Origin of the sequence: Aeromicrobium sp. Root236, assembly GCF_001428805.1 — a bacterium.
GTDB lineage: Bacteria > Actinomycetota > Actinomycetes > Propionibacteriales > Nocardioidaceae > Aeromicrobium.
On sequence record NZ_LMIS01000001.1, the window covers coordinates 1,377,860 to 1,399,888 of the forward strand.

At 69.0% G+C, this 22,029-nt stretch carries 25 protein-coding genes; 13 read left to right on the plus strand and 12 right to left on the minus strand.

The features are described 5' to 3' along the window. Nucleotides 1–56 precede the first annotated feature (56 nt). Entirely contained in the window at nucleotides 57–755 is a 699-nt protein-coding gene (locus ASE12_RS06925; RefSeq protein ID WP_056398641.1) for a ferritin-like fold-containing protein, read from the minus strand. A gap of 113 nt (nucleotides 756–868) precedes the next feature. Between ASE12_RS06925 and ASE12_RS06930 the strand changes: the two genes are divergently transcribed. Next, entirely contained in the window at nucleotides 869–2,287 is a 1,419-nt protein-coding gene (locus tag ASE12_RS06930) for a DEAD/DEAH box helicase (RefSeq protein WP_056398645.1), read from the plus strand. A 75-nt stretch (nucleotides 2,288–2,362) separates the two neighbouring features. Here ASE12_RS06930 and ASE12_RS06935 read toward each other — a convergent pair whose 3' ends face one another. Further along, entirely contained in the window at nucleotides 2,363–3,034 is a 672-nt protein-coding gene (locus tag ASE12_RS06935) for a L,D-transpeptidase (protein ID WP_157412839.1), read from the minus strand. A gap of 100 nt (nucleotides 3,035–3,134) precedes the next feature. Here ASE12_RS06935 and ASE12_RS06940 point away from each other — a divergent pair, with 100 nt between their 5' ends. After that, entirely contained in the window at nucleotides 3,135–3,797 is a 663-nt protein-coding gene (locus ASE12_RS06940; RefSeq protein ID WP_056398650.1) for a PadR family transcriptional regulator, read from the plus strand. Between the two features lie 114 nt (nucleotides 3,798–3,911). Continuing rightward, a complete protein-coding gene (locus tag ASE12_RS06945) occupies nucleotides 3,912–5,366 on the plus strand; it encodes an MFS transporter (RefSeq protein ID WP_056398652.1) in 1,455 nt (484 codons plus the stop codon). A 17-nt stretch (nucleotides 5,367–5,383) separates the two neighbouring features. On the opposite strand, the gene ASE12_RS06950 is transcribed toward ASE12_RS06945, so the two are convergent. Next, nucleotides 5,384–6,160, minus strand: a complete 777-nt coding sequence (locus ASE12_RS06950) for a ParA family protein (RefSeq protein ID WP_056398655.1) — start codon at nucleotides 6,158–6,160, stop codon at nucleotides 5,384–5,386. A 61-nt stretch (nucleotides 6,161–6,221) separates the two neighbouring features. On the opposite strand from ASE12_RS06950, the gene ASE12_RS06955 reads away from it, so the two are divergent. From ASE12_RS06955 to ASE12_RS06970, 4 genes are read left to right on the plus strand one after another with little or no spacing between them, the layout of a single operon-like run. Next, on the plus strand, nucleotides 6,222–6,980 hold the full coding sequence (locus ASE12_RS06955) for an SDR family oxidoreductase (RefSeq protein ID WP_056398658.1): 759 nt from the start codon (nucleotides 6,222–6,224) through the stop codon (nucleotides 6,978–6,980). Between the two features lies 1 nt (nucleotide 6,981). Beyond that, nucleotides 6,982–7,818: an alpha/beta fold hydrolase gene (locus tag ASE12_RS06960; protein ID WP_082582134.1), complete on the plus strand. Its 837-nt coding sequence runs from the start codon at nucleotides 6,982–6,984 to the stop codon at nucleotides 7,816–7,818. After that, nucleotides 7,818–8,432: a sulfite oxidase-like oxidoreductase gene (locus ASE12_RS06965; protein ID WP_056398664.1), complete on the plus strand. Its 615-nt coding sequence runs from the start codon at nucleotides 7,818–7,820 to the stop codon at nucleotides 8,430–8,432. The genes ASE12_RS06960 and ASE12_RS06965 overlap by 1 nt, the downstream gene beginning before the upstream one ends. Further along, entirely contained in the window at nucleotides 8,429–9,127 is a 699-nt protein-coding gene (locus tag ASE12_RS06970) for an FAD-binding oxidoreductase (protein ID WP_082582135.1), read from the plus strand. The genes ASE12_RS06965 and ASE12_RS06970 overlap by 4 nt, the downstream gene beginning before the upstream one ends. Nucleotides 9,128–9,204: 77 nt before the next feature. Here the strand turns inward: ASE12_RS06970 and ASE12_RS06975 are convergent, their stop codons facing one another. From ASE12_RS06975 to ASE12_RS07000, 6 genes are all read right to left on the minus strand, one after another. Beyond that, nucleotides 9,205–10,029, minus strand: a complete 825-nt coding sequence (locus tag ASE12_RS06975; protein ID WP_056398667.1) for a PHP domain-containing protein — start codon at nucleotides 10,027–10,029, stop codon at nucleotides 9,205–9,207. A 13-nt stretch (nucleotides 10,030–10,042) separates the two neighbouring features. Then, complete coding sequence (locus ASE12_RS06980; RefSeq protein ID WP_235508859.1) at nucleotides 10,043–10,627, minus strand: histidine phosphatase family protein; 585 nt, start codon at nucleotides 10,625–10,627, stop codon at nucleotides 10,043–10,045. Next, on the minus strand, nucleotides 10,614–11,651 hold the full coding sequence (locus ASE12_RS06985) for a MaoC family dehydratase (RefSeq protein ID WP_056398673.1): 1,038 nt from the start codon (nucleotides 11,649–11,651) through the stop codon (nucleotides 10,614–10,616). Before ASE12_RS06985 ends, ASE12_RS06980 begins: the two co-directional genes overlap by 14 nt. Continuing rightward, nucleotides 11,648–12,127 carry a general stress protein gene (locus tag ASE12_RS06990; RefSeq protein WP_056398677.1) on the minus strand — a complete coding sequence of 160 codons (480 nt, stop codon included), beginning with the start codon at nucleotides 12,125–12,127 and terminating at the stop codon, nucleotides 11,648–11,650. The genes ASE12_RS06985 and ASE12_RS06990 overlap by 4 nt, the downstream gene beginning before the upstream one ends. 9 nt (nucleotides 12,128–12,136) lie before the next feature. Then, nucleotides 12,137–13,327: an acyl-CoA dehydrogenase family protein gene (locus ASE12_RS06995; protein ID WP_056398680.1), complete on the minus strand. Its 1,191-nt coding sequence runs from the start codon at nucleotides 13,325–13,327 to the stop codon at nucleotides 12,137–12,139. A gap of 104 nt (nucleotides 13,328–13,431) precedes the next feature. Further along, nucleotides 13,432–14,304 (minus strand): DMT family transporter, encoded by an 873-nt coding sequence (locus tag ASE12_RS07000; RefSeq protein ID WP_056398682.1) that lies wholly within the window; start codon nucleotides 14,302–14,304, stop codon nucleotides 13,432–13,434. A gap of 56 nt (nucleotides 14,305–14,360) precedes the next feature. Between ASE12_RS07000 and ASE12_RS07005 the strand changes: the two genes are divergently transcribed. Next, nucleotides 14,361–14,546, plus strand: a complete 186-nt coding sequence (locus tag ASE12_RS07005) for a hypothetical protein (protein ID WP_056398686.1) — start codon at nucleotides 14,361–14,363, stop codon at nucleotides 14,544–14,546. 27 nt (nucleotides 14,547–14,573) lie between these two features. Here ASE12_RS07005 and ASE12_RS07010 read toward each other — a convergent pair whose 3' ends face one another. Continuing rightward, nucleotides 14,574–14,879, minus strand: a complete 306-nt coding sequence (locus ASE12_RS07010) for a hypothetical protein (RefSeq protein WP_056398689.1) — start codon at nucleotides 14,877–14,879, stop codon at nucleotides 14,574–14,576. A gap of 231 nt (nucleotides 14,880–15,110) precedes the next feature. Continuing rightward, complete coding sequence (locus ASE12_RS07015; protein WP_056398691.1) at nucleotides 15,111–15,527, minus strand: DUF6234 family protein; 417 nt, start codon at nucleotides 15,525–15,527, stop codon at nucleotides 15,111–15,113. Nucleotides 15,528–15,609: 82 nt separating this feature from the next. On the opposite strand from ASE12_RS07015, the gene ASE12_RS07020 reads away from it, so the two are divergent. Beyond that, nucleotides 15,610–16,083: a nuclear transport factor 2 family protein gene (locus ASE12_RS07020; protein WP_056398693.1), complete on the plus strand. Its 474-nt coding sequence runs from the start codon at nucleotides 15,610–15,612 to the stop codon at nucleotides 16,081–16,083. A 60-nt stretch (nucleotides 16,084–16,143) separates the two neighbouring features. Here ASE12_RS07020 and ASE12_RS07025 read toward each other — a convergent pair whose 3' ends face one another. Further along, nucleotides 16,144–17,499 carry a wax ester/triacylglycerol synthase family O-acyltransferase gene (locus ASE12_RS07025; protein ID WP_235508860.1) on the minus strand — a complete coding sequence of 452 codons (1,356 nt, stop codon included), beginning with the start codon at nucleotides 17,497–17,499 and terminating at the stop codon, nucleotides 16,144–16,146. A gap of 156 nt (nucleotides 17,500–17,655) precedes the next feature. Between ASE12_RS07025 and ASE12_RS07030 the strand changes: the two genes are divergently transcribed. Genes ASE12_RS07030 through ASE12_RS07045 form a run of 4 tightly spaced genes read left to right on the plus strand, consistent with a single transcriptional unit; the run spans nucleotide 17,656 to nucleotide 21,981 of the window. Beyond that, a complete protein-coding gene (locus ASE12_RS07030) occupies nucleotides 17,656–18,711 on the plus strand; it encodes an alpha/beta hydrolase (protein WP_056398698.1) in 1,056 nt (351 codons plus the stop codon). A 5-nt stretch (nucleotides 18,712–18,716) separates the two neighbouring features. Next, complete coding sequence (locus ASE12_RS07035; RefSeq protein WP_056398700.1) at nucleotides 18,717–19,154, plus strand: hypothetical protein; 438 nt, start codon at nucleotides 18,717–18,719, stop codon at nucleotides 19,152–19,154. A gap of 47 nt (nucleotides 19,155–19,201) precedes the next feature. Beyond that, nucleotides 19,202–21,562, plus strand: a complete 2,361-nt coding sequence (locus tag ASE12_RS07040; protein ID WP_056398703.1) for an FdhF/YdeP family oxidoreductase — start codon at nucleotides 19,202–19,204, stop codon at nucleotides 21,560–21,562. Continuing rightward, on the plus strand, nucleotides 21,559–21,981 hold the full coding sequence (locus ASE12_RS07045) for a DUF1810 domain-containing protein (RefSeq protein ID WP_056398707.1): 423 nt from the start codon (nucleotides 21,559–21,561) through the stop codon (nucleotides 21,979–21,981). The genes ASE12_RS07040 and ASE12_RS07045 overlap by 4 nt, the downstream gene beginning before the upstream one ends. Nucleotides 21,982–22,029 lie beyond the last annotated feature (48 nt).

Consider the following 22,029-nt stretch of genomic DNA (forward strand, 5'->3'; position numbering starts at 1 on the left):
AGGCGACCCACTCACCGCTCAACCGTTCGATGGGCGACCAGGTCACCGCTCAGCAGTCAGGCGGCGAGCCCCAGCTTCTCCATGCGGGCGGCGTGGGCCTCGGTGAGCCGGGTGAACATCCGGCCGATGCCGGCCAGGTCCATGCCGGGATGGTCGACGCCGCCGACCAGCACGGTGCTCAGCGCATCGCGCTCGGCGACGACGGTCTGCGCCTGGCTGAGCGCCTCGCCCATCAGCCGCCGGCCCCACAGGGCGAGCCGCCCGCCGACTCGCGGGTCCTCGTCGATCGCACCGCGCACGGCGTCGACGACGAAGTCGGAGTGGCCCGTGCCGCTCAACGTGTCGAGCACGAGCGACCGGGTCTCGGGGTCGAGGTAGGCCGCGATCTCGCGATAGAAGTCGGCCGCCAGGCCGTCGCCGACGTACGCCTTGACGAGCCCTTCGAGCCAGTCCGACGGCGTCGTCTGGCGGTGGAACCGCTCGAAGATCGTCGCGAACTCCTGCATCGCCTCGTACGGGTCCTCGCCGAGCTGGACGAGCCGGTCGCGCAGCTTCTCGAAGTGCCCGAACTCGGCCGTCGCCATTGCCGCGATCTCGACCTTGGTCTTGAGGTCCGGCGCCATCTTGGCGTCCTCGGCGAGGCGTTCACAGGCGCTGATCTCGCCGTACGCGAGGATGCCCAGCAGCTCGATCACCCCCGTCCGGTAGACCGGATCGTCCAACGTGGAGGGCGGCGGATCGTTCTTGGAAGCCATGCCTCGCAGCGTAGCGGGAAGGCCGGCCGCGCCAGACGATAGACTGGACCCTGAAATCCCACGAGTCTCAAGAATTCGAGAAGACCCTGACTACGTTCAAAGATCTGGGCGTCATGCCCGAGATCGCCGACGCACTGAGTGACGTCGGCATCCAAGAAGCTTTCCCGATCCAGGAGATGACGCTCGGCGTCGCCCTCATGGGCACCGATCTTATCGGCCAGGCGCGCACCGGCACCGGCAAGACGCTGGCGTTCGGCATCCCCGTCATCCAGCGCACGGTCGCGCCGCACGACGCCGACTACGACCAGATCGTCGCCGGCAAGCCGCAGGCCCTGATCGTCGCCCCCACGCGTGAGCTCGCGATCCAGGTCGCCAGCGACATCGAGATCGCGTCCAAGAAGCGCGGCACCCGCAACCTGACGATCTACGGCGGCGTCCCCTACGAGTCGCAGCTCGACGCGCTCAAGGCGGGCGTCGACATCGTCGTCGGTACGCCCGGCCGTCTGCTCGACCTCGCCAACCGCGGTGCGCTCGACCTGTCGCACGTCAAGTCGCTCGTCCTCGACGAGGCCGACGAGATGCTCGACCTGGGCTTCCTGCCCGACGTCGAGTCGCTGCTGGCCAAGACGCCCGAGACCCGCCAGACGATGCTGTTCTCGGCCACCATGCCGGGTGCGATCGTCGGGCTGGCGCGCAAGCACATGCGCCACCCCATGAACATCCGCGCGGAGTCCGGCGAGGACACCCAGATGGTGCCCGCCACGGCCCAGTTCGTCTGGCAGGCGCACGAGATGGACAAGGCCGAGATCGTCGGCCGCATCCTGCAGGCCGACGACGTCGGCAAGGTGCTGGTCTTCACCCGCACCAAGCGCACCGCGCAGCGGGTCGCCGACGAGCTGATCGACCGCGGCTTCCCCGCGTCGCCGCTGCACGGCGACATGGCTCAGCCGGCCCGCGAGAAGGCGCTGACGCGCTTCCGCGAGGGCAAGATCAACATCCTCGTCGCGACCGACGTCGCCGCCCGTGGCATCGACGTCGCCGGCATCACGCACGTCATCAACTACAACTGCCCCGAGGACGACAAGACGTACGTCCACCGCATCGGCCGCACGGGTCGCGCCGGCGCCTCAGGCATCGCCGTGACGTTCGTCGACTGGGCCGACATCACGCGCTGGAAGCTCATCAACTCCGCCCTGGGCCTGCCGTTCGACGAGCCGCAGGAGACCTACTCGACGTCGGACCACTTGTTCCACGACCTCGGCATCGACCGTGGCGTCAAGGGTCGCATCAAGGACCCGTCGCCGCGTGAGCCCAAGAAGGACGACGGGCGCGGCGGCGGACGCGGTCGCAGCGGTGGAGACCGTGGCGGGCGTGGCGGCGAGCGCAGCGGCGGAGACCGCGGCGGACGCGGCGGCGAGGCCAAGGCTCAGCAGTCATCAGGCGGCGAGAAGAGCGACGGCGCCCAGCGTCCTCGTCGCAACCGCAACCGCACGCGTTCGCGCGGCGGTGCTCCCGTCGCCAAGACGGACTAGCTCCACTCCAGCGACCACTGGGTCCTTGGGCTCGTCGGAGGCACGTCCTCTCGACAGGCTCAAGGACCTTGGTGGTTACGCGGTGACGACGACCTTCGTGCCCACGGGCGCGAAGTCCCACAGCGCGATGGCGTCGGGCAGCCACTGGCGTACGCACCCGGCCGACAGCGGCGTGCCGAGCTGCGCCTTGGTCTGCTCGAGCTTGCCCGAGTTGTCCTTGGGCACCGAGTGGAAGCCGATCGGCTCGCTGTAGCCGGTGGCGAAGCGTACGAAGTACTCCATCGAGCCGCTGCCGTCGAACGCGCCGGCGTGCCGCGACTTGGACTGCACGGTGTAGGACCCCGGCTGCAGGTTGTCGAAACGACTGCCCGAGACGAGGTAGGTGCGCGCGACCTTGCTGCCGTCGTCGACGAGCCAGACCCGCTGGTCGCTCTGGTCGAACACGATGCGCCGGCCCGTGCCGGAGCCCGCCGGCACCTTGGGCACGTCGGCGACCTCGGTGACGCTGGCGGCCGCAGCACGACGCTTGGGCGCCGGTGTCGGGATCACGACGGTGTCGACCTTCGCAGTCTCGATCGCGGTCGGCGCGGAGGCCAGCGCGTCCCTGGCAGCAGGATCGGGCTTGAGCTGCGGCAGGATGCCGACGGCAGCTCCGCCGACGGCCATCGTGACGCCGATCGCGAGACCGAGCACACCCACGCGGCCGCGACGGCGGACCATGCGATGGGAGGCGCGGTGCTTGGACACGCTCACATCCTAATCGGCATCTCCTCGCTACTCCGGAGACTTGCCAAACCCAGATTACTCTAGTTAGAGTATTCGCATACGAGTACTACTGAGGAGAGTCATGAAGCGACCAGCCAACGCCTTGTCCCTGGCGGTGCTGACGCTGCTCTTCGAGAAGCCCATGCACCCGTACGAGATGTCCTCGACACTGCGCCAACGCAGCAAAGAGGAGAGCATCCGGCTCAACTACGGGTCGCTCTACGCCGTCGTCGAGTCGCTGCGCAAGAAGGGACTGATCGCCGCGCGCGAGACCCTTCGGGAGGGCAACCGCCCCGAGCGCACCGTCTACGAGCTGACCGACGAGGGCGCGACGGCGATGCGGGAGTGGCTCAGCGAGATGCTGCGCGACCCGACACCACAGTTCACCGACTTCGAGGCCGCCCTCTCCCTGATGGGCGCCCTCCCGCCGGACGAGGCCCTCGAGCTGCTCAAGCTGCGACTCCGGGCCCTGCGCTTGGACAGCAACCAGTACGACGGCGTGCGGGCGCACCTTCCCGAGGGGTTCCCCGAGCTCTTCATGGTCGAGGGCGACTACTCCGAGGCGCTGCGCCGGGCGGAGATCACATTCGTCGAGAAGCTCGTCGACGACATCGAGCACGACCGGCTCGGCGGTCTCGAGATGTGGCGCCGCATCCACGAGCTGCGCGCCGCAGGGCACTCCGGCGAGGAGGCCACCGCCAAGCTCATGGAGGAGTTCGGGCACCTGCTCGGCATCGACCCCTAGAGATTTCAGTGATCCCCGGCCGACTGGCATCGACCGGGGATCGGAAACCGAGTCGCAAGCGACCCCGGCCCCAAGCACAGGGTAGCGAGCGTCTCTCACCCACAAGGAGACACTGTGAACACCCCTGTCCCATCCACCAAGCGCGCCATCGCGACGACCGTCCTGATGTTCGCCGCGTTCATGGACCTGCTCGACGTGACGATCGTCAACGTCGCCCTGCCGGCCATCCGCTCAGACCTCGACGCGAGCCCGGCCCACCTGGAGTGGATCCTGGGCGGCTACACCCTGGCGTTCGCGGTCCTGTTGATCACGGGCGGTCGTCTCGGCGACATCTTCGGCCGCCAACGCGTCTTCGTCTTCGGCGTCGCCGGGTTCACCCTCGCGTCGCTCGCGGCGTGCCTCTCGGGCAACGGCGACACGCTTGTCGTCGCCCGCATCGTGCAGGGTGGCTTCGCGGCGATGATGGTGCCGCAGCTGCTGTCGACGGTCCAGGTCATGTACGCCCCCAAGGAGCGTGCGAACGTCTTCGGCATCGTCGGCGCGGTCTCCGGCACCGCCGCTGTGGTCGGTCCCCTGCTCGGCGGCTGGCTCATCACGCACGACGCGTTCGGCGTCGGCTGGCGCAGCATCTTCCTCATCAACATCCCGGTCGGCATCGTCCTGATCGCACTGGCCCTCAGGTACGTCCCCAACACCGTGTCGGAGCGGGCGACCCGCCTCGACCTGCCCGGCTTCGTGCTCGCCACGATCGGCGTGTTCCTGCTGGTCTTCCCGCTGATCGAGGGCCGCGAGCAGGGCTGGCCGCTGTGGATCTGGGCGATGTTCGCCGGCGCTGCGGTCGTCCTCGCCGCGTTCGTCGCCAACCAGCGACGTACCGAACGGCTCACACAGTCCTCGTTGCTGCCGATGCACCTGTTCGGCAACCGCGGCTTCGCGGCGGGCCTCGTGACCCAGGCGGCCTGCTCGGCGGCCATGGCCGGCTTCGCCCTGACCCTCGTGATCTACGTCCAGAGCGGCCTCGGGTTCAGCGCCGTCCACGCCGGTCTGGTGCTGCTGCCGTTCAGCCTCGGCGCGTTCATCGGCGTCGGCATCTCGGCTCCGCTCGGCCTCAAGCTGGGCAAGATCGTGCTGTTCGCCGGCGCGGTCCTCCAGGCTGCCGGGATCGTGTGGCTGGCCCGGGTCGTGTCCGACCAGGGCGCCGGGTTCGGGGCGTGGGACGGCACGCCGCCGTTGCTGGTGGCCGGGACCGGCCTCGGCATGCTCGTCGTCCCGCTGATCGACATCGCCCTCGCGACGGTGTCGACCGACGACGCCGGTGCCGCATCCGGCACCTACAGCACGTTCCAGCAGCTCGGCTCCGCGCTCGGCATCGCGATCGTCGGCGCGGTGTTCTTCCACGTCGTCGGCGACGCGTTCACCGAGGCCGGACTGCGGGACGGGTTCGTCGAGGCGTCGTGGTGGGCAGCCGGCGGCTACCTGCTGTCGGCGGCCGCGACGGTGTTCCTGCCTGATCGCAAGGCCGTGCAGCGGCACGCCCGCGAGCAGGCGGAGCTGCTCGAGGCGGTCTGACGCCTGGGCGTCGGGACCTACTTCTTCTTGTTGCCGGCGAGCATGCCGGCGGCAACCTGGCGGTAGGCCTCGGCGCCCTTGTGCGTCCGCGCGGTGGAGAGCACCGAGCGGCCGATCGCGGGTGCCTCGGCGAACCGGATCGTCTTGGGGATCGGCGGCGTCACGACCGGCAGCTCGTACGTCTCTCGGATCGCCGCGAGCACGTTCTGCGCGTGCTTGGTGCGGCCGTCGTACATCGTGGGCAGGACGCCCATGATCTCGAGCGACGGGTTGATGAACTGGCGTACGTCGTGGATCGTGTCGAGCAGCTGACCGACGCCTCGGTGTGACAGGGTCTCGGCCTGCAGCGGGATCAGCACCTTCTGTGCCGCCGACAGCGCGCCGACCGTGAGGATGCCGAGCGTCGGCGGGCAGTCGATCAGGATCCAGTCGTAGTCGTCGGCGACCTTGTCGAGCGCGACCCGGAGGCGCTGCTCCCGGCCCGTGCGGCCGAGGAGGCTCTCCTCGGCCTGGGTCAGCGTGATGTTGGCCGGCAGCAGGTGCATGCCGTCGTCGGTGATGACGATCGCGTCCTCGGCCTGCCGGGTGCCCAGCAGGACCTCCGCGACCGTGACGTCGAGGTCCTCGGGATCGATGCCGAGCGAGAACGTCAGGCTGCCCTGCGGATCCACGTCGACGAGCAGGACCCGCTGCTTGAGCTCGGTCAGCGCGGCGCCGAGCGACACCACTGTCGTGGTCTTGGCGACGCCACCCTTCTGGTTCGCCACTGCGATAGTCGTCGTCACGGTCGCCATTGTGTCATCACGTCGCCTGACCTCGCCGTTCGCGCGCTGAGGCGTTTGGCATGCTTGCTCCATGACACGTCGCGCGCTGGTGACCGGGGCAACCTCAGGAATCGGCAACGCGTTCGCCAAGGAGCTGGCCCGGCGCGGCTACGACCTCGTGATCGTGGCCCGGACGACCGAGCGCCTGGAGGCCCTTGCGACGCAGATGCGCAGCAAGCACCGCGTCGAGGTCGACGTCGTGACGGCCGACCTGTCGACCACCGAGGGCGTACGTGCGACCGTCAACAAGCTCACCGACACGACCCGACCGGTCGACCTGCTGGTCAACAACGCGGGGGCCTCGTTGGCCGGGTGGTTCGGCACGACCGACATCAGCGACGAGGACCGTCAGCTGGACCTCCTCGTGCGCGCGCCGATGCACCTCATGGACGCGGCGATCAAGACCATGGCCGGCCGCGGCGGTGGGCAGATCATCAACGTCTCGAGCGTCGCGGCGTTCACCCCTCGCGGCGTCTACTCCGCCCACAAGGCCTGGCTCCTCAACCTGTCGCAGTGGGCCGACATCCACTACGCCGACGTCAACATCTCGGTCCAGGCCCTCTGCCCCGGCTTCGTCCGCACGGAGTTCCACCAGCGCGGCGAGATGGACGTCTCTGGCGTGCCGAAGTGGATGTGGCTCAAGGCCGACAAGGTCGTCACGACGTCGCTCAAGGACCTCGACAAGGGCAAGTCCGTGTCGATCCCGTCCTTCCGCTACAAGGTGCTGGCCGCGCTGGCGCAGTACATGCCGAAGGGGCTCGTCACGCGGATCGCGAAGCGCGGCCGGTGACATGAGCACTCCACGGTCGTTGGTGCTCCCGCCGGGGGTGCACGCGGTCACGATCGAGACCGGCCGCGGCAACTTCGCAGCGCACACCGTACGCACGGACGGGGCCGTCGGGCACGTCCTGCTGGTCCCGGGCTGGACCGGCTCCAAGGAGGACTTCACCGCCTTCCTGCCGTTGCTGGCCGCCGCGGGGTTCAACGCCACGGCATACGACCAACGTGGCCAGTACGAGACGCCCGGCGCTCCCGACGACGACTACACGCTGGACGGCTTCGCCGCGGATGCCCTGGCGCTCAGGGGCATGGCCTCCGACGCCGCCCGTTCGCACCTCCTCGGGCACTCGTTCGGCGGCCTCGTCGCGCAGCAGGCCGCCGTCGCCGACCCGTCCGCGTGGCACAGCCTGAGCCTGCTCTGCACCGGCCCGGGCGCCCTCGGCGAGACTCCGGGCCGGCCACCGCTCACCCCGCTCGTGCAGGCGCTCGGCGTCATGACGCTTGCGGAGATCCGCGCAGCGCTGCCCTCCGATCCCACGCTGGCACCGGACATCGCGGAGTTCCTCGACAAGCGCTTCACCTCCAACGCCCCGGCGTCGCTCAAGGCGATCACCCAGCACCTGATCGACGCGCCCGACATCATCGACGAGGTCGCCGCGACCGGCTTGCCCTTCTGGGTCGGGCGAGGCGCCGACGACGACGCGTGGCCCCATGACGTCCAGGCGGCGATGGCCGGGCGGCTCGGCACCGACGTCCACGTCGTCGAGGGCGCCGCCCACTCCCCCGCCGTCGAGAATCCTCAAGCGCTGCTCGATGCCTGGTTGCCGTTCCTGAAGGAGAACACCTGATGGCCAACTTCACCCGTGGATTCACCGGCGGTGCCCGTCGCGGCGGCGACACCCGGCTGCCACCCGGCCAGTACGACACCGGCGCCACCTGGCCGGTGCTCACCGCCGAGCTCACCCCGACGATCGACCTTGAGACGTGGACCATGACGGTCGACGGCCTCGTCGAGAAGCCGACGACGTGGGACTGGCGTGGCATCCATGCACTGCCCTCGTCGTCCTACTTCGGCGACATCCACTGCGTGACGACGTGGACCAAGTTCGACACCACGTTCGCCGGCGTCAGCGTCGACGCGTTGCTCGAGATCGCGAAGCCGAAGCCCGAGGCCACGCACGTCATGGCGACCTCGACGACGGGGTACAACACCAACCTGCCGCTCGACGACATCACCGGCGGCAAGGCGTGGATCGTCTGGGAGTTCGACGGCAAGCCGCTCGCGCCGGAGCACGGCGGTCCCGTACGCCTGCTCGTGCCGCACCTGTACTTCTGGAAGTCGGCCAAGTGGATCACCCGTATCGAGCTGATGGACCACGACGAGCAGGGCTTCTGGGAGCGCAACGGCTACCACGACCGCGGCGACCCGTGGCTGGAGCAGCGCTACCAGGGCGACGCATGACCGAAGCCATCGCGAGCTCGTGGACGACCGGAACGGTCCGCGAGGTCGAGCGGTTCGGCGAGACGTACGTCCGGCTCCGGATCGAGGTCGCCGACCGGCACGACCACGTGCCCGGCCAGCACTACGTCGTACGCCTGCGCGCGCCTGACGGCTACACCGCCCAGCGGTCCTACTCCCTGGCGTCGGACCCCGCCGACCCGCTGATCGAGCTGATGGTGGAGTGCCTGCCCCGCGGTGAGGTGTCGGGGTTCCTGCACGACGTCGTCGAGGCGGGCGACGAGCTCGAGCTGCGTGGTCCGATCGGCCGCTGGTTCGTGTGGGGCGGCGAGGTCCCGTCGTTGTGCGTCGCCGGCGGCTCCGGCGTCGTGCCGTTCATCTCGATGCTCCGCTACGCCCGCCGCATGGGCACCGCGTCGCACCTGACGATCGTCGCCTCGGCCCAGACCCGCGAGCGGCTGCCCTACATCGAGGAGCTCGAGGAGTTCGGCGCGTTCATCGCGCTGACCCGGGAGAACCACGGCGATCGCGTCGCCGCGCACATCTATCCCGACGAGCTGGCCGAGCTGTCCAAGGGCATCGAGCGGGCGTACGTCTGCGGCTCGGCCGGGTTCGTCAGCTTCGTCGGCCGCAGCCTCGGCGAGGCCGGCGTGCCCAGCGACATCGTGCGGGTCGAGCAGTTCGGCGCCACGGGCTAGACCCCGCTCCGAGATGTGGATCCCAATGCACCACTGCGGGGCGATCGGTGGTGCATCTCGATCCACATCTCGGCGGGCTAGAGGCCGAAGAGGCGGCGGTACTGCTCGGGCTCGGTGAGGTTGCGGCCCAGCGGGAAGTCGATCTTGCCGGTGCCGTGATAGTCGCTGGAGCCCGTACGCACGAGGCCGAGGTCGCGGGCGATCTGCCGCAGGGCGGCGCGATCCTCCGCGCCGTGGTCGTTGTGGTCGACCTCGAGCCCGTCGAGGCCCTGCTCCTTGAGCGTGCCGATCCGGTCGCGGGTCAGCACCCGGTGGCTGCCTCGTGACCACGGGTGGGCCAGGACGGCCTTGCCGCCGGCAGCCTTGAGCAGTCCGATCGCGGTGGGCAGGTCCGCGGCGTAGCGGTCGACGTACGCGGGCCGGCCGGGCTTGAGGTAGCGCTCGAACGCCTCGTTGCGGTCCTGCACGACGCCGAGGTCGATCAGCGCGTCCGCGACGTGCGGGCGCCCCGTCGCCGCGGCGTTCGTCGACCTCACGCGTACGTCGTGGGCGGTGATGTCGATGCCGAGGCCCCGCAGCCGCTCGAGGGTCGCCGGCAGGCGGGAGTTGCGGCCGTCGATGACCTTGCGGAGCTCGCGCAGGAGGGGCTTGTCCTTGGGATCGAACCCGTAGCCCAGGAGGTGCACGCTCTTGCCGCCGAGCTTGGTCGAGATCTCGATGCCGTGGACCAGCGTGATGCCGACCCGCTTGGCGGCCTTGTCGGCCTCCTTCCACCCCTCGGTGGAGTCGTGATCCGTGATGGCGACGACGTCGAGGCCGGCCGCCTTGGCGTTCTCGACGAGCTGGGTCGGGGTGTCGGTGCCGTCGGAACGGTCGCTGTGGGTGTGGAGGTCGATCTTCACGAGGTCAGGCTACTCAGGGCAGGCAGTTCCACTGGCGTACGACCTGAGTGCCGCGGTCGACGCCGAGCACGGAGATCGTCGAGGTGTCGAGCGCGAACAGCCGTCCTTCGGACACGTCGAGACCCAGCCAGCGTGCGGCAAGCGCGCGCAGGGAGTGCCCGTGCGCGAAGACGAGGGTCTTGCCGTCGGCCGCGCGTGCCCGCGCCACGACGCGGTCGAGGCGCTCGGCCACCTGCTCGGCGGTCTCCCCGCCGGGCGACGGGTGCGTCCAGACGCTCCAGTCCGGGACGGTCTTGCGGATCTCGGCGGTCGTCAGCCCCTCGTAGTCGCCGTACGCCCACTCGGCGAGGTCCTCGTCGACCTCCGGGTCGGCGAATCCGGCCAGCTCGGCGGTGTGGATCGCGCGCCGGCGCGGGCTCGACATGACGTGCACGAAGTCGATGCCGGACAGCGGGCCCACGAGCGTACGAGCAGCGGCCTCGCCCTTGTCGGTCAGCGGCAGGTCGGTCGTGGACGTGTGCTGGCCGCTGCGGCTCCACTCCGTCTCGCCGTGGCGCACCAGCCAGAGCTGGTCCTCGACCTCGTCAGTGCGGGACAAGGGCCCAGACATCCAGGTCGAGCAGCACACCGGGTGCGTACTTCTGGTCCTCACCCCGCAGGGTCATGGACTCGTCACGGCCCTTCGTCGCCACGAGCCGCAGGCGCAGCGCGCCGACGCCCGGTGCCGCTGTGTCGGCCTTGTCGAGCACCTCGGACCACGCATAGACCGTGTCGCCGGCGAAGGCCGGTGACACGTGCGCGCCGGCGTTGATCGCCGCGATGAGCTGCGCGTTGGCGAGGCCGTTGAACGACAGCGCGCGGGCCAGCGAGATCACATGGCCGCCGTAGACGAGCCGGTTGCCGTCGGGCCGCGCCTCGGTGTTGAAGTGCACCTTGGCGGTGTTCTGCCACAGCCGCGTCGCGAGCATGTGCTCCGGATCGGTGAGCGTGACACCGTCGACGTGGTCGATCTTCTCGCCGACCTCGTAGTCGCCGAAGCGGTGCGACTCCCCCGCGGCCTCGAAGTCGTACGTCGTGAAGTCGAGCCCGGCCGGCACCACCAGGTCGGCGGCAGCGACGGCCGGCGCGAGGTCCGGCACCACGGTCTCGGGCGCGGGCGCCTCGAGATGACGTTTGTGCACCATGACCCAACGCGCCCAGTCGAGCACGACCTCGTCGCGCTGGTTGGTGGCCGTCGAACGTACGTAGACGACCCCGGTCTTGCCGTTGGAGTTCTGCTTGAGGCCGATGACCTCCGACTGCGTCGCGATCGTGTCGCCAGGCACGACCGAGCGATGGAAGCGGCACTCGGCATAGCCGAGGTTGGCCACGGCGTTGAGCGAGACGTCGGGGACCGTCTTGCCGAACGCGATGTGGAACGCGATGAGCTCCTCGACGGGAGCCGGGCTCAGGCCGACCGAAGCGGCGAACTCCGCCGACGAGGGCACTGCGAAGCGGGTCGGGTAGATCGCACCGTACGCCGCGCGATCGCCCTCGGTGACGGTGCGCGGAGTCGCGTGCCGGAGGACCTGGCCGACCTCGAAGTCCTCGAAGAAGTTGCCGGGATTGGTCTTCGTCGTCATACGGCGAACGGGTCGCGGCCGGGCAGCTTTGCGAGCAGCTCCTGGCCTTGGGCGAGGAACTTGTGCTCGACGAGCACCTCGTACTTGGTCGCCACGACCTTCTGCACCGAGCTGAAGTCGCGCTGGCCGCGGGTGGCTCCGTAGCCGAGGGCCGCGAACACCACGCTGAAGACGATGCCGATGACGGCGCACCCCGCAACGGTGGCCAAGAAGCTGCTGCCCTCGGAGAACGCCGAGACCACGATGCCCACGAACAGGCCCAGCCACAGGCCCGATCCGGCGCCGGCCATCAGCACGCGGCCCCACGTCAGACGGCCCGTCACGCGCTCGACCTGCTTGAGCTCCGTGCCGACGATCAGCACGTTCTCGACCGGGAACTCGTTGTCCGAGAGGTAGTCGACGGCCTTTTGCGCGTCGGCGTACTTGTCGAACACGCCGAGCGACTGCGGGTACTCGAGCGAGAAGATCTCTGCCATGGCTTGCTCCTAGAGCTTGTAGTCCTTGAGAAGGCTGCGGCCGATGATCATCTTCTGGATGTCGGAGGTGCCCTCACCGATGAGCATGAACGCGGCCTCGCGGTAGAGGCGTTCGATCTCGTACTCCTTGGAGTAACCGTAGCCGCCGTGGATGCGGAACGAGTCCTGCACCACCTCGTTGCAGTACTCGGCGGCGAGCATCTTGGCCATGCCGGCCTCGACGTCGTTGCGCTCACCGGAGTCCTTGCCGCGTGCCGCGCGCACGACCATCGCGTGCGACGCCTCGACCTTGGTCGCCATCTCGGCCAGGCGGAACAGGATCGCCTGGTGCTGGGCGATGGGCTTGCCGAATGTCTCGCGCTGCTGGGCGTACGCGATGCCGAGCTCGAACGCCCGGTTGGCGATGCCGACGGCACGGGCGCCGACGTTGACGCGGCCGACCTCGACGCCGTCCATCATCTGGTAGAAGCCCTGGCCGGGCTTGCCGCCGAGGACCTGGTCGGCCGAGATCTTGTGCTTCTCCAGGATCATCTCGGTCGTGTCGATGCCCTTGTAGCCCATCTTCTCGATCTTGCCCGGGATCGTGACGCCCTGAGCCGTCTCGCCGAAGCCCGGCTCCTTCTCGACCAGGAACGTCGTCATGTTCTTGTAGACGCTGTCGTCGCCCTCGTCGGTCTTGCACAGCACTGCGACGAGGTTGGACGAGCCGCCGTTGGTCAGCCACATCTTCTGGCCGGTGATCTCGTAGCCGTCGTCGGTCTTGGTCGCCTTGGTCTTGATCGCCGCGACGTCGGAGCCGAGCGCAGGCTCGGACATGGAGAACGCACCACGGACCTCGCCCGTGGCCATCTTGGGCAGGTACTTCTGCTTCTGCTCGTCCGTGCCGTGCTGGCGGAGCAGGTAGGCCAGGATGAAGTGCGTGTTGATGACGCCCGACACGCTCATCCAGCCGCGGGCGATCTCCTCGACCACCAGTGCGTACGTCAGCAGCGACTCGCCGAGTCCGCCGTACTCCTCGGGGATCATGATCCCGAAGATGCCCAGCTCCTTGAGACCCTCGACGATGTCGGTGGGGTACTCGTCCTTGTGCTCCAGCTCCGTCGCGACCGGAATGATCTCCTTCTCGACGAACTGACGGACCGTCTTCAGGATCTCTTCCTGGATCTCGGTCAGGCCTTCGGTACGGACAAGACGACCCATCGCGGGGCTCCTCAAATGTTGCCGGCGTTGACCTGCTGACTGTACCGACGGGCCAATCGTCTGTCGTCCGCTGCGAGGGGTGACGTTCGTTACCCACCGTTAACTTAGTCGGGCAGGACTTCCTCTGGCGGCGGGCGGCGTACGACCACGACGACCAGTCCGGCGAGGATCAGTGCGAGCCCGACGTACACGCCGGCCGGGGGCGTCTGGTCGAGGAAGATGCCGGCCAGGATCGCCGCGCCCGGCACCTCGAACAGCAGCAGGAGCGAGATCAGGCCGGGACTCATGACCGCCAGCAGGTGGTTGAGCACCGAGTGCCCGAGGAGCTGCGCGCAGATCGTGACACCGACGATCGCCAGCCACGTGCGGCCCGAGAAGTCGATCATCTCGACCTGCGCGACGAGGCACGACACCGCCAGAGTGACGGCGCAGATGCTGTAGCAGACGACGGTGTAGGACGTCGTCGACACGGTCTCGCGCACCCGGCTGCCGGCCATCAGGTAGAGCGCCGCGGTCAACCCGCCGACCAGCGCCAGCAGGTCGCCCGCGACGGCTCGCGCCGACAGCGAGAAGTCGACGCCGGTGATGACCAACACGCCGACGACCGCGATCGAGACCCCGGCGACGACTGCGGGTGGCGTGCGGGTGCCGCGCAGCAGGTCGATCACGACGACGAACACGACCTGCATGCTGACCATCGCCGTGGCGGCCGCGACCGACGTCATCTTGAGCGCGCTGACCCAGGTCGCGAAGTGCACCGCCAGCATCACGCCCGCGAACGCCGTGGCGTACCAGCCCTCGCGGCCCAGGCCGGTCAGCTCGCGCCGGATCGTCCGCGCGGCGAACGGTGCGACGGCAGCCGTGCCGAGCGCGTTGCGCCAGAACCCGATCGCCAGCGCCGGAGCGTTCGCCCCCGCCATCAGCGGCCCCGACGCCGAGACGCCCAGGATCGCGACGATGGCGAGGAAGGCGTTCACCCGGTCAGTCTGCCGGTATGCCTGCCCGACCGGTCGGCCCGTGCCACCATGTCGCCATGACTGCCCTCGCCATCTGCCTCATCGCCCTCGGTGCCGTCGCCTCGGTGCTCGGCGTCCTGCGATTCGTCGCGTCCCGCCGCCAGGTGCTCGCCCCCGGCGAGGTCGCCCGCGGCAACGGCCTCCCGATGATGGTCGCCGGCGACGTCGCCCTGATCGCCGGGGTCCTCCTGCTGGTGCTGTAGGTCCGGGGGCCCCCGTGATGTGCGGACCTAGGAGAGCTCCGACTGGTCCTGCCTTCGCTTGAGCCTCCGGACCAGGAGCGTTGTTCCGAGCACGTCGAGTGCGCAGATGGCGAGGGACACGACCGGGACGATCATCAACCACCACGGAGCCTCGCCAGGCCGGATGTCCCTGAGCACGACGACGAGCGTCACCACGGGCACACAGAGCAGGAAGAGTGCCGCGGCCACCACGTTGGCGTACGTGGAGCTGCAGCCCAAACGCTGGTCATAGAAGACCTTGTTGCGTATGCGGGAGCCGGGAACCAGTGGGTCGATTCCCAGCCATGAATCCATCCAGCGTCGCCGCACGAAAGCGCTCCATTCTTCGTTCCGAGCATTCTGTCAGCGCGGCCGGCGCGGCACAGGTGGCATGAACCGGATGGCGCCGCGTTCGGCCCTTGCGACCGGGGTTTCGCCGGTGATCGCAGAAACAACGTGTCAACCACGCACCCTCCGACGCCGAACACGACCTCGCCACATTCCTCGTCCACGTGCGATACGCCGCCTGACAGCGGAGCCCAGGACTCAGCCTCCTGCGCCGCAGTCCTGGCTGCCGCTGTAGCAGGGCGTGTAGCTGGTCGGTGGCTCGTAGGTCGGCGCTTCCGGGCGCCATCGGTCGTGCGGCACGGCGAACACCCCTGCCACGATCACCATGACGACGATGCCGGCCGCGCTCCACCAGGCCCGGCGGCCGCTCGGGACGATCAAGGCGAGCACGAGGCTCAGCACCACGGCCGAAAGGCCGGCCGTGGCGGTCCACACGTACCTGGCTTTCTCCGCGTGTGTCGGGACGACGGAGTCACCGCCGATCGTGAAGTAGACGTCGATCTGCTGATAGACGAGCGCCAACGCGAGGGCAGCGCCGGCCGCGAGCGCTCCGCCCCAGCCGGCGCGGAGCAGGCGCGATCGGGAGTCGACCGTCTCCCCCGCGGCTGATGACATCTGCACACCCTAAGGCGTGAGGAAAGCGGCAGAACTAGAACGGGTTCTTGTTTTCGCGCACGGGCGCTGGGATGCTTCCGGGATGGACCTGGAAGCGCTCGAAGACATTCGCCGGCTGAAGTACCGCTACTTCCGGTCGCTCGACCTCAAGCTCTGGGACGAGTTCGCCGACACGTTCACCGCTGATGCCGTCGGCCGCTACGGCACCAAGGTGTACGGCGAGCTCGACGCGCTCGAGGGCCGTGACGCGATCGTCGGGTTCATGAGCGAGAAGCTGTCCAACGGCATCATCACGGTGCACGTGGCTCACCACCCGGAGATCGACGTCGACGGTGACACCGCCGAAGGGTCGTGGGGGTTCGAGGACACCGTCATCGCGACCGACTTCAAGATGCTGATCCGCGGCGCCGGCTACTACCGCGACCGCTATCGGCGCGAGGCGGACGGATGGCGGATCGCCGAGACGTCGTACGAGCGGATCTACGAGTCGATGGAGTCCCTCGACGACACGCCCAGCCACCAGCTGCTGGCCAACCGCTGGGCAACCCAAGGTTGAGATCAACCGGCCAGTGCCGTCTCGAGGTGGGTGAGCAGTCGCTGCAGCGAGCTGCAGCGATCAGCCCCAGGCCTTCTCGAGCTCGGCCAGTGCCGTCTCGAGGTGGGTGAGCAGTCGCTGCAGGTGAGGGACCGATCGGCGGCAGCCGATGAGGCCGAAGTCGAGGTAGCCCGCACGACTCGTCAGCGTGATGTTGAGCGCGAGGCCGTCGGTGACGATCGACACCGGATACATCCCGTCGAGCCGCGAGCCGTTGAAGTACATGTCGTTCTTGGGCCCCGGGACGTTGGAGACGACGACGTTGAACGGCGGGTTGGTGTACTTCACGAATCCGGGGATCGGCGTCAGGGCGAGCGGCAGCATCTGCAGTGCCGAGAACGCCAGGATCTGGGTCGGCGTGAGGTCGCTGAGGATCTTCTTGGCCTGCCGCGAGGAGTACGAGATCTCTTCCAGGCGGGTCGCGCCCTGCTCGCGGTCCGTCGCCAGATTGACGATGATCGCCCCGGTCGCGTTGCCGGTCCCGGTGTCCTTGCCGGCCGACTCGGCCCGCAGTGACAGCGACACCGGCACCATCGCGGTCATCGGCTCGTCGGGCAGGGCGTGCTGCTCGAGCAGGTAGTCCCGCAGCGCACCCGACACCATCGCGAGCACGACATCGTTGAGGGTCGTCGCCGAGGACTTGGCGACCCGCTGGATGCGCTCGATCTCCCACGACTGGGCGGCGAATCGCCGGGCACCGCCGATCGAGCCGTTGAGGATCGTCTTGGGTGCCCGTGGCAGCGTGATGTCACCCTCGCGGATGATCTGGTTGGCGATCTTGAGCCCGGCCGGCAGCAGCCCGGCGATGTCACCCGCAGCGCCCGCTCCCGTACGCACGAGGGCCATCGGGTCGAAGCCGCGCTTGTCGCCCGACGGCTTGCGAGCGGGCAGCGCCCACGGCGGCAGGCAGTCCTGCGCGTCGGGGTCCTCGCTCAGCGACCGCTGCATCAGCCGTAGCGCCGAGACGCCGTCGACCATCGCGTGATGCACCTTGGTGTAGACCGCGATCCGGCCGTCCTGCAGGCCTTCGACGACGTGCGCCTCCCAGAGCGGCCGCCTCCGGTCGAGCAATGAGCCGTGCCACCGGGACGTCAGCTGCAGCAGCTCGCGGATCCGCCCGGGGCTGGGCACGGCCGAGTGACGCACGTGGTGGTCGTAGTCGATCGTCTCGTCGCTCTTCCAGCGCGTGCCGACGGGCTCACCCGGGCGCTTGCGGAACAGGGGCGAGATGTTGTCGGTCTGCCGGAACGCGTCGAGCATGTCGCGCACGTATTCGGGCCCTGCGCCCTCGGGCGGGACGAACAGCTGCAGGCCGCCGACATGCATCGGATGGTCCCGGTTCTCCGCCAGCAGGAACATCGAATCCGTGGGTGGCATGAACGACATCGGCAATCCTCACGAAAAGTTGGACGTACTGGCAGTACGCTAACGATCACATGTGGCGCAAGTCACTTTGCGTGAAGTATTCGTTAACGACTGTTCACCGCTCCAGCGGGGTAACCCGCTGTTGCATCACAGTCTGAAGGGATTCCGATGGCTCCGCATCTGTCGCTGGCCGCCCAACCGCAGTTCTTCCGCGGAGCGAGCATCCAGTCCCGTGTTCTCGGCTTCGGGCTGCGCCACACCGTACGCCCCCTGCTCGGCGCGTGGGCGCGGCTGCCGTTCGACGTGTTCCCGCCCAACGTGGTCGAACAGGTCGCCCGGCTGCTGCCGGTGCACGAGGGCACGATGTGGCGCACCGTCGACCTCGCCGACTGCGGCAGCGAGTGGCTGCAGGCCAAGGGCGTCTCCGACATCCACGGCGGCAACCGCGGCGCGATCCTCTACTTCCACGGCGGCGCGTTCATCACCTGCGGGCTCAACACGCACCGCCGCCTTGTCTCCCGCATCTCGTACGCCGCCAAGCAGCCCGTGCTCAACGTCGGCTACCGGCAGATGCCGTACGAGCCGATCACCGAGTCGGTCGCCGACGGCGTCGACGGGTTCCGGTGGCTGCTGGAGCAGGGCTACGCGCCGGAGGAGATCACGATCGCCGGTGACTCCGCCGGCGGCTACCTGGCGTTCAGCGTCGCCCGTGCAGTCATGGACAAGGGGTGGGGCCAGCCGGCCGGCGTCGTCGCGATCTCGCCGCTGCTCGACTTCGACCCCGCAGGCAAGAAGGGACATCGCAACGCCAACCGCTGCGAGACGTTCCCGATGAACGCCGTCGCCAAGCTCACCGACGTGTCGCTGCGCATGGACACCCGTCGTGGCATCTCCGGCCACCGCGTCGACCCGGTCAACATGCCGCTCGCCGACATGCCGCCCGCGCTGATCCACATCGGCTCCAACGAGGTGCTGATGGCCGATGCCGAGCTCATGGCCAACCGCCTCGTCTCGGCCGGCGTGCCCTGCGACCTGCAGGTGTGGGACCGCCAGGTCCACGTGTTCCAGGCCGCCGCTTCATGGGTTCCCGAGGCGCGCACGGCGATCGAGGAGATCGGTACGTTCGTCCAGGCCCTGGCCGAGCGCGAGGCCACCGGCACCGCCCCGGTCGCCGCACCGGCAACCGCAGCGCCCTCGCGCCGCCGCCGCGCAGCCGTACGCTGAACCGTGTGAACCGCACCGACCTCGTCGCCGAGCTCGCCAAGAAGTCCGGACTGCTCTGGATCTCGTACGCCGGACACACGCGCGCGGTGTGGCACGAATGGGTCGGCGACGCCGTGTGCGTCGTCGCGGGCGGGTCCGAGCAGCCGCTGCCCGACATCGAACGGCACCAGACCGTGATCCTGAGCCTGCGCAGCAAGTCGACGCGGGCCTTGGTCGCCGAGGTCAAGGCCACCGTCGAGGTCGTCGCGCCCGGCTCCGAGCACTGGGAGGCGGTCACGACCGCCCTCAAGGCCGGCCGCCTCAACCTCGCTGACGGCGACCACGCGATCGAGCGATGGGCGATCGAGTCCGTGGTGGTGCGCCTCGTGCCGACCGACGAGATATCGCTGCCGGACCAGATCGCCACCACGATCCGGCACACGTCGCCCCATTTGACGCGTTGAGACCGCGCATACGGGTAGCGCGAAGCAAAGAGGCGAGGAGAGCCGACATGGCGGACAACACGATCCACGAGGACGAGCTCGAGGTCCACGACCCCAAGCGCACTGCAGCGGGAGTGACCGGCGTACGCGTGTCGCTGCAGCGTTCGCTGTCGCACATGGGCCTCCGCACGACCGCCAGGACGCTGCTCAAGCTCAACCAGGCCGACGGCTTCGACTGCATGAGCTGCGCGTGGCCGGATCCCGACCCCGAGAACCGGCACACCGCGGAGTTCTGCGAGAACGGTGCCAAGGCGGTCGCCGAGGAGGCCACCAAGGAACGGGCCGATCCGGCTTTCTTCGCGCGGCACAGCATCGCCGACCTGTCGGCCCACGACGAGTACTGGCTGGGCCAGCAGGGCCGCATCACGCACCCCATGGTCAAGCGACCCGGAGGCACGCACTACGAGGAGATCGGCTGGGAGGAGGCATTGCGCCTCATCGGCGACCAGCTCAACTCGCTGGCCTCCCCCGACGAGGCGATCTTCTACACCTCGGGCCGGGCGTCCAACGAGGCGGCTTTCCTCTACCAGCTGTTCATCCGCGCGTACGGCACCAACAACATGCCCGACTGCTCCAACATGTGCCACGAGTCCAGCGGCACGGCGCTGACCGAGTCGATCGGGATCGGCAAGGGCAGCGTCAGCCTGCGCGACATCTACGACGCCGAGTGCATCGTGATCGCCGGTCAGAACCCGGGCACCAACCACCCGCGCATGCTGTCCGCGCTCGAGATCGCCAAGCGTCGCGGTGCGAAGATCATCGCGATCAACCCGCTGCGCGAGGCCGGGCTCGTCAACTTCCGCAACCCGCAGAAGCCTCGTGGGGTCGTGGGCAAGGGCACCGACATCGCCGACCTGCACCTGCCGATCAAGATCAACGGCGACCTCGCCCTGTTCCAGGCGATCGGCTCGCTCCTGCTGGAGTGGGACGCCGTCGACCACGAGTTCGTCGACCGCCACACCCACGGATTCGAGGCGTGGGCCGAGCACGTACGCGCCGTCGACTGGGACGTCGTCGAGTCGGCCACCGGCCTCACGCGCGCCCAGATCACCGAGGCTGCGGAGCTCATCCGGGCCTCGGACGCCACGATCTACTGCTGGGCGATGGGGCTCACGCAGCACCGCAACGCCGTCGCGACGATCCGCGAGGTCGCCAACCTGGCGTTGGCCCGCGGCGACATCGGCAAGCGCGGCGCCGGGCTGTGTCCCGTACGCGGTCACTCCAACGTGCAGGGCGACCGCACGATGGGCATCTGGGAGCGGGTCCCCGACCACTTCCTCGACGCCCTGCAGGCCGAGTTCGGGTTCGACCCGCCTCGCGAGCACGGCCTCGACACCGTCGACGCCATCCGCGCGCTCCGCGACGGCAAGGCGACGTTCTTCATGGGCCTCGGCGGCAACTTCGTGCAGGCCGCCCCTGACACCGAGGTCACCGCCAAGGCTCTGAGCAGTGCCGCCATGACGGTCCAGGTGTCGACCAAGCTCAACCGCTCGCACCTCGAGTGCGGTGACACCGCCCTGATCCTCCCGACCATGGGCCGCACCGAGAAGCTGGTGACGGCGGCGGGCGAGCAGTTCGTCACGGTCGAGGACTCGATGTCGGCCGTGCACGCGTCGCGCGGGGTGCTCCCGCCGGTCAGCCCGCACGTACGCTCCGAGGTCACGATCATCGCCGGCCTCGCCGAGGCGACGGTCGGCCGACGGCACGGGATCGACTGGTCCGCGATGGCGATCGACCACAACCTCATCCGGCACCACATCTCGCGAGTCGTGCCGGGCTGCGAGTCCTACACGCACAACGTCGACCGCCCCGGCGGCTTCGTGCTGCCGCACCCCCCGCGCGACTCCCGTACGTTCGACACCAAGAGCGGCAAGGCCGAGTTCGTGCCGTCGCCGATCGAGCTGCTGCACGTCCCGGACGGGCACCTGGTGCTCCAGACCCTGCGCAGCCACGACCAGTTCAACACCACGATCTACGGCCTGAGCGACCGCTATCGCGGCATCGAGGACGGCCGCCGCGTGGTGTTCGTCCATCCCGACGACATCGCGGCGCAGGGCTTCGCCGACGGCGATCTCGTCGACCTGGTCTCGCGCTGGGACGGTGACGACGTCAAGCGGGTCGCCAAGCGGTTCCGCATCGTCTCGTACGACACGCCCCGCGGATCAGCGGCGGCCTACTACCCCGAGACCAATCCTCTGGTGCCGCTCGACTCGACGGCGACCGGCAGCAACCAGCCGACGTCCAAGTCCGTCATGGTGCGCCTCGAGCCGCACCCCACCCAGGACGAGGCCAACGCGGGTGCCGCGCAGGACGACGTGGGCGCCGACGACTCGCACAAGACCGACCGCCAGCCCCGGCACCTCTCGTGACCGACCCCTACGACCTCCAGCGGTTCGTCGACGCGCAGGGCGGCGGCACGTACGACCGCGCGCTCGCCGAGCTGCGCGCCGGCCGCAAGACGAGCCACTGGATGTGGTTCGTCTTCCCGCAGGTCGCCGGGCTGGGCCGCAGCGAGACGGCGGTGCGATACGCCCTCTCGGGCGTCGACGAGGCACGGGCGTACGGCAGCCACCCCGTGCTCGGCCCGCGCTACGACGAGTGCTGCGAGGCGTTGGTGTCCCTGGGCGAGGTCTCGATGACCGACGTGCTCGGCCCGGTCGACGCGCAGAAGCTGCACTCCTCGCTGACGCTGTTCGCCCAGGCCGGACCGCAGGGCCCCGCGGTCGACGCGCTGCTGGCCACGCACTTCGGCGGCGAGCTCGACCCCGCGACGCTCCGCCTGCTCTGAACCGCTCCGCCATGCTGACGTCCCACGATCGGGGCAGGGCTCGACGGT

Bases quoted from the DNA above. Each gene is read 5' to 3' on its own strand.
- ASE12_RS06925 (WP_056398641.1), bottom strand. From the start codon at position 755: ATGGCTTCCAAGAACGATCCGCCGCCCTCCACGTTGGACGATCCGGTC.
- ASE12_RS06930 (WP_056398645.1), top strand. From the start codon at position 869: ATGCCCGAGATCGCCGACGCACTGAGTGACGTCGGCATCCAAGAAGCT.
- ASE12_RS06940 (WP_056398650.1), top strand. From the start codon at position 3,135: ATGAAGCGACCAGCCAACGCCTTGTCCCTGGCGGTGCTGACGCTGCTC.
- ASE12_RS06950 (WP_056398655.1), bottom strand. From the start codon at position 6,160: ATGGCGACCGTGACGACGACTATCGCAGTGGCGAACCAGAAGGGTGGC.
- ASE12_RS06955 (WP_056398658.1), top strand. From the start codon at position 6,222: ATGACACGTCGCGCGCTGGTGACCGGGGCAACCTCAGGAATCGGCAAC.
- ASE12_RS06960 (WP_082582134.1), top strand. From the start codon at position 6,982: ATGAGCACTCCACGGTCGTTGGTGCTCCCGCCGGGGGTGCACGCGGTC.
- ASE12_RS06965 (WP_056398664.1), top strand. From the start codon at position 7,818: ATGGCCAACTTCACCCGTGGATTCACCGGCGGTGCCCGTCGCGGCGGC.
- ASE12_RS06970 (WP_082582135.1), top strand. From the start codon at position 8,429: ATGACCGAAGCCATCGCGAGCTCGTGGACGACCGGAACGGTCCGCGAG.
- ASE12_RS06985 (WP_056398673.1), bottom strand. From the start codon at position 11,651: ATGACGACGAAGACCAATCCCGGCAACTTCTTCGAGGACTTCGAGGTC.
- ASE12_RS06990 (WP_056398677.1), bottom strand. From the start codon at position 12,127: ATGGCAGAGATCTTCTCGCTCGAGTACCCGCAGTCGCTCGGCGTGTTC.
- ASE12_RS06995 (WP_056398680.1), bottom strand. From the start codon at position 13,327: ATGGGTCGTCTTGTCCGTACCGAAGGCCTGACCGAGATCCAGGAAGAG.
- ASE12_RS07005 (WP_056398686.1), top strand. From the start codon at position 14,361: ATGACTGCCCTCGCCATCTGCCTCATCGCCCTCGGTGCCGTCGCCTCG.
- ASE12_RS07010 (WP_056398689.1), bottom strand. From the start codon at position 14,879: ATGGATTCATGGCTGGGAATCGACCCACTGGTTCCCGGCTCCCGCATA.
- ASE12_RS07015 (WP_056398691.1), bottom strand. From the start codon at position 15,527: ATGTCATCAGCCGCGGGGGAGACGGTCGACTCCCGATCGCGCCTGCTC.
- ASE12_RS07020 (WP_056398693.1), top strand. From the start codon at position 15,610: ATGGACCTGGAAGCGCTCGAAGACATTCGCCGGCTGAAGTACCGCTAC.
- ASE12_RS07025 (WP_235508860.1), bottom strand. From the start codon at position 17,499: ATGCCACCCACGGATTCGATGTTCCTGCTGGCGGAGAACCGGGACCAT.
- ASE12_RS07030 (WP_056398698.1), top strand. From the start codon at position 17,656: ATGGCTCCGCATCTGTCGCTGGCCGCCCAACCGCAGTTCTTCCGCGGA.
- ASE12_RS07040 (WP_056398703.1), top strand. From the start codon at position 19,202: ATGGCGGACAACACGATCCACGAGGACGAGCTCGAGGTCCACGACCCC.